The 3,954-nt window shown below is 69.2% G+C and carries 4 protein-coding genes; all 4 read left to right on the top strand.

Annotated elements, in window-relative coordinates:
• Positions 1-372: FHA domain-containing protein (locus AC31A1_RS48065; protein WP_489659370.1), on the top strand; the 372-nt coding region annotated here is incomplete at its 5' end.
• A gap of 10 nt (positions 373-382) precedes the next feature.
• Positions 383-904, top strand: coding sequence for an FHA domain-containing protein FhaB/FipA (locus AC31A1_RS48070; RefSeq protein ID WP_019055182.1), 522 nt, complete (start codon positions 383-385; stop codon positions 902-904).
• Between the two features lie 90 nt (positions 905-994).
• Positions 995-2,533: a Stp1/IreP family PP2C-type Ser/Thr phosphatase gene (locus tag AC31A1_RS48075; RefSeq protein WP_489659372.1), complete on the top strand. Its 1,539-nt coding sequence runs from the start codon at positions 995-997 to the stop codon at positions 2,531-2,533.
• Between the two features lie 30 nt (positions 2,534-2,563).
• Positions 2,564-3,954, top strand: a 1,391-nt coding sequence (locus AC31A1_RS48080) for an FtsW/RodA/SpoVE family cell cycle protein (protein WP_489659371.1), incomplete at its 3' end; no start/stop codon positions are given.

Below are 3,954 nucleotides of genomic sequence, written 5' to 3' on the forward strand. Positions count from 1 at the left end.
CCGCCGCCCATGCCCGCCGCACCGCCGCCCGGCGCCCGCGGCTCGGCGCCGTACCTCCAGCCCGCGCCCGCCGCCCCGGCGGCCGGCGCACGGATGCGGTACTGGGTGGAGATCAACGGCGCCCGCCATCAGATCTCCCGCGCGACGTTGGTGATGGGCCGCAGCACCGAAGCCGACGTGCGGATCGACGACCCCGGCGTATCCCGCCGGCACTGTGAGATCCGGACCGGAACGCCCTCGACGATCCAGGATCTCGGGTCCACCAACGGCATCGTGGTGGACGGGCAGCACACCACCCGCGCTACGCTCCGCGACGGCTCGCGGATCGTCGTGGGCAGCACCACCATCATTTACCGGCAAGCCGAAGGGTGAAGCGGGGGCAATGTCAGAGCTGACCCTCACGGTCATGCGGCTGGGTTTCCTGGCCGTACTGTGGCTGTTCGTGATCGTGGCCGTGCAGGTCATCCGCAGCGACCTGTTCGGAACGCGTGTCACACAGCGCGGCTCGCGACGGGAAGCCGGACGACCGCAGCAGCAGGCCGCCCGGCAGGCGGCGCCTCCGCAGCAGCGCCAGCAGCAGCCGAGCGGGGGCGGCCGGCGGGGCCGTAACGCCCCCACCAAACTCGTCGTCAGTGAGGGAATCCTCACCGGCACCACCGTCGCGCTCCAGGGCCAGACCATCACCCTGGGCCGGGCGCACGATTCGACGATCGTGCTGGACGACGACTACGCGTCCAGCCGCCATGCCAGGATCTACCCGGACCGCGACGGCCAGTGGATCGTCGAGGACCTCGGATCCACGAACGGCACGTACCTGGACCGGTCCCGGCTGACGACCCCCACACCGATTCCGCTGGGCGCGCCGATCCGCATCGGCAAGACCGTCATCGAGCTGCGGAAGTAGTACGAAAATGAGCGAGCGGAGCGAGCACGCAGCGGCGGACCGCCTGGCGGACCCCGGCGCGCTCCCGACCGGAGGGTGGGCACCGTGCGGATGTACCCGGAGCCGACGGGCGAGGTGCGCATGAGTCTGTCACTGCGCTTCGCCGCCGGATCGCACAAAGGCATGATCCGCGAGGGCAACGAGGACTCCGGCTACGCCGGTCCCCGTCTCCTCGCGATCGCCGACGGGATGGGCGGCCAGGCCGCCGGCGAGGTCGCCTCCTCCGAGGTGATCTCCACCATCGTCTCGCTCGACGACGACGTGCCGGGATCCGACATCCTCACCTCGCTCGGCACCGCCGTGCAGCGGGCCAACGACCAGTTGCGGATGATGGTCGAGGAGGATCCCCAGCTGGAGGGCATGGGCACCACGCTCACCGCCCTGCTGTGGACCGGACAGCGGCTCGGCCTCGTCCATGTCGGCGACTCCCGCGCCTACCTGCTGCGCGACGGCGTGCTGACCCAGATCACCCAGGACCACACCTGGGTGCAGCGGCTGGTCGACGAGGGCCGGATCACCGAGGAAGAGGCCACCACCCACCCCCAGCGCGCGCTCCTCATGCGCGCGCTCGGCAGTGGCGACCACGTCGAGCCGGACCTGTCGATCCGTGAAGTCCGCGCCGGCGACCGGTACTTGATCTGCTCCGACGGGCTGTCAGGAGTCGTCTCCCACCAGACGATGGAAGACACCCTCGCCAGCTACCAGGGCCCCCAGGAGACCGTGCAGGAGCTGATCCAGCTCGCCCTGCGCGGCGGCGGCCCCGACAACATCACGGTGATCATCGCCGACGTCCTGGACCTCGACACCGGCGACACCCTCGCCGCGCAGCTGTCGGACACGCCGGTCATCGTCGGCGCGGTCGCCGAGAACCAGCTCCACCAGCACGACAACGGCATCATGCAGACCCCGGCGGGGCGCGCCTCCGGGCTCGGCCGCCAGGTGCCCGGACAGAACGGCGGGGGCGGCGAGTTCGGCCCGCCCGGCTCCGGCGACACCACCGGCTACGTCCCCGAGGGCAGCTTCGGGGACTACACCGACGACGACTTCGTGAAGCCCTCCAAGGGCCGCAAGTGGTTCAAGAGATCCTTCTACACCGTGCTCGCGCTCGCGGTCATCGGCGGCGGCCTCTACGGCGGCTGGCGCTGGACGCAGACCCAGTACTTCGTCGGCGCCAACGGCGAACACGTCGCGCTGTACCGGGGCATCAGCCAGGACCTCGCCTGGGTCTCGCTGTCGAAGGTGGAGAAGGACCACCCCGACATCGAACTCAAGTACCTGCCGCCCTACCAGCAGAAGCAGGTCAAGGCGACGATCGCCGAGGGCGGTCTCCAGGACGCCCAGAAGAAGATCGACGACCTCGCCGTGCAGGCCTCCGCGTGCAAGAAGGAGTCCGAGCGCGAGAGCGCCGCGACCAAGCCCAGTGGCACCACGGGAACCACCAGCACCTCGCTCACGTCCAAGGCCACGCCGAAGCCGTCTCCTTCGACCACGACTTCGACGTCCCCGTCCCCGACCCCGTCTGCGACTCCCAGCCCCGGTCCCAGCCTTTCGGAGGAAGAGCAGCAGGTCGTCTCGCAGTGCAGCAAGTAATAGGCAAGCCGTGAGAGGCCCCGTCACACGATGAGCAGTTCTACCAACACGCCGTCGCACCACACGTCCACGATCGGCTCCATCGGCGCACCGAGCCGGCGCAACACCGAGCTGGCGCTCCTGCTGTTCGCGGTCGTCATCCCGGTGTTCGCCTACGCCAACGTGGGCCTGGCCATCGACGACAAGGTGCCGACCGGGCTGCTGAGTTACGGCCTGGGCCTCGGCCTGCTGGCCGGTGTCGCGCATCTCGTCGTACGGAGATTCGCCCCGTACGCGGACCCCCTGCTGCTGCCCCTGGCCACCCTGCTGAACGGACTCGGGCTCGTCGCCATCTGGCGCCTCGACCAGTCCAAGCTGCTGCAGTCCATCCACGTGGCCGGCGGCAAGGCGACCAACCAGCTGCTGTACACGGCCATGGGCATCGCGCTCTTCGTGATCGTGCTGATCTTCCTCAAGGACCACCGCGTCCTGCAGCGCTACACCTACATCTCCATGGCCGGCGCCCTGGTCCTGCTGCTGCTCCCGCTGGTCCCCGGCCTCGGCCTGAACGTCTACGGCGCCAAGATCTGGATCTCGATCGGCGGATTCACCATCCAGCCCGGTGAGTTCGCGAAGATCGTCCTCGCGATCTTCTTCGCCGGCTACCTGATGGTGAAGCGCGACGCGCTCGCCCTGGCCAGCCGCCGCTTCATGGGCCTGTACCTGCCCCGCGGCCGCGACCTCGGTCCCATCCTGGTCGTCTGGTTCATCTCGATCCTGATCCTGGTCTTCGAGACCGACCTCGGAACGTCGCTGCTGTTCTTCGGAATGTTCATCATCATGCTGTACGTCGCCACCGAGCGGACCAGCTGGATCGTCTTCGGTCTGCTGATGTCCGCGGCCGGCGCGGTCGGCGTGGCCAGCTTCGAATCGCACGTCCAGCAGCGCGTCCAGGCCTGGCTCGACCCCATGCGCGAGTACACGCTGAGCCGCACCCCGGGCGTCACCGGTCTCCACTCGGAGCAGGCCATGCAGGCGCTGTGGGCCTTCGGCTCCGGCGGCACCCTCGGCGCCGGCTGGGGTCAGGGTCACTCCGACCTGATCCGGTTCGCCGCCAACTCCGACTTCATCCTCGCCACCTTCGGCGAGGAACTGGGCCTGGCCGGCATCATGGCGATCCTGCTCCTGTACGGCCTGATCGTGGAGCGCGGCGTCCGCACCGCCCTCGCCGCCCGCGACCCGTTCGGCAAGCTGCTCGCCGTCGGCCTGTCCGGCGCCTTCGCGCTACAGGTCTTCGTGGTGGCGGGCGGTGTGATGGGCCTCATCCCGCTGACCGGTATGACGATGCCGTTCCTCGCGTACGGCGGTTCCTCCGTCATCGCCAACTGGGCGCTCATCGGCATCCTGATCCGCATCAGCGACACCGCCCGCCACCACGAAGA

It is taken from the genome of Streptomyces sp. P5F9 (genome assembly GCF_057961495.1).